Origin of the sequence: Sandarakinorhabdus rubra (genome assembly GCF_010994245.1) — a bacterium.
Taxonomy (GTDB): domain Bacteria; phylum Pseudomonadota; class Alphaproteobacteria; order Sphingomonadales; family Sphingomonadaceae; genus Sandarakinorhabdus; species Sandarakinorhabdus rubra.
The window spans coordinates 1-1297 of record NZ_WMHO01000370.1 but is presented as its reverse complement, the minus strand read 5'-3'; the positions used below and the strand labels follow the sequence as shown (position 1 = coordinate 1297).

The window sequence follows — 1297 nt, the reverse complement described above, 5'->3', positions numbered from 1 at the left end:
GCCCGATGCCGCCGATGCGGGCATTGCGGGCGACGAGGATGACGACGACGACAGCGGCGGCGCGCCGTTGGCTGGCGAAATCGCCATGGCCCACCGCATCGCCGACAGCATCGCCGGCTGGCTGGGGGATGCCGATCCGCTGATCCTGCCCACCTCCGGGCGGCGGGCGGCCCCCCAGGACGTGCTGGTGCTGGTGCGGGTGCGCGGGCGCCTGATGAACGCGCTGGTGGCGGCGCTGCATGCGCGCGGCGTGCCGGTGGCCGGGGTGGACCGATTGAACCTGTCGGAACCGTTGGCGGTGGCCGATCTGATCGCGCTGGTGAAGTTTGCCCTGCAGCCAGGTGATGACCTGACGCTGGCCGCGCTGCTGGTCTCGCCGCTGTGTGGCCTCGATCACGACAGGCTCACCGAACTTGCCGCCGGCCGCACCGGCAGCCTGTGGGCGGCAGTGGAAGCCAGCGATGCGGCCGATGTCGTCGCCGCCCGCGCCACGCTCGCCGAGGTGCTGCGCCTGGGAGCGGACGTGTCGCCCTATCGCTTTCTCGAAGCCATATTGTCGGGGCCGCTCGAAGGCCGGCGCAAGCTGCTGGCGCGGCTGGGCGAAGAGGCGCGCGATGCCATCGACAGCGTGCTCGACCAGGCGCTGGCCTGCGAGGCGGCCGGTGCAGCCAGCCTTCAGGCCTTCCTGGTGTGGATGGCGGCCGAGGCACTGGAGGTGAAGCGCGATCCTGATGCGCCGCTGGATGCCGTGCGGCTGATGACCGTCCACGGTGCCAAGGGGCTGGAGGCGCCGATCGTCATCCTCGCCGACGCCTGCAAGGAGGCGCGCAGCGAGCGCGGCCCGGTGCTGCAACGCTTCGACAACGGCCCGGACCTGCCGCTGTGGCTGCCGCCCGGTCTGGTGGCGCCGCCGCCTTCGATTGCCGGCGCGCTGGCCGACCGCGACCGGAGCGCTGCTGCGGAACATCGTCGGCTGCTCTATGTCGCACTCACCCGCCCGCGCGAGCTGCTGTTCATCGGCGGCGCCACCAAGCCCACCAAGGACCGTATCGTGCCGGCGTCGAGCTGGTATGCCTTGGTGGAGGATGCGCTGGCTGGCTGGAACCTGCCGGAAGACGCCGATCCGGTGTGGGGCACGGTCCGCCGCCATGACAGCGGCACGCCGGCGCCGCTGGCCGAAGCGGTGGTAACGCCTGCGCCGGACCGCCAGCAGATCGAACCGTGGTGGCTGCGCCCGGCGCCGGTGGAAGCGCGCCCGCCGCGCCCGCTCAGCCCGTCGACGCTGGTGGCCGACACG

1 protein-coding gene is annotated in these 1297 nt (G+C 72.5%); it reads left to right on the top strand.

Going from position 1 to position 1297, the window contains the following annotated elements; translation table 11 throughout:
* Positions 1-85 precede the first annotated feature (85 nt).
* A partial coding sequence (locus GJV64_RS14585; RefSeq protein ID WP_328799205.1) for a 3'-5' exonuclease occupies positions 86-1297 on the top strand: 1212 nt, incomplete at its 3' end.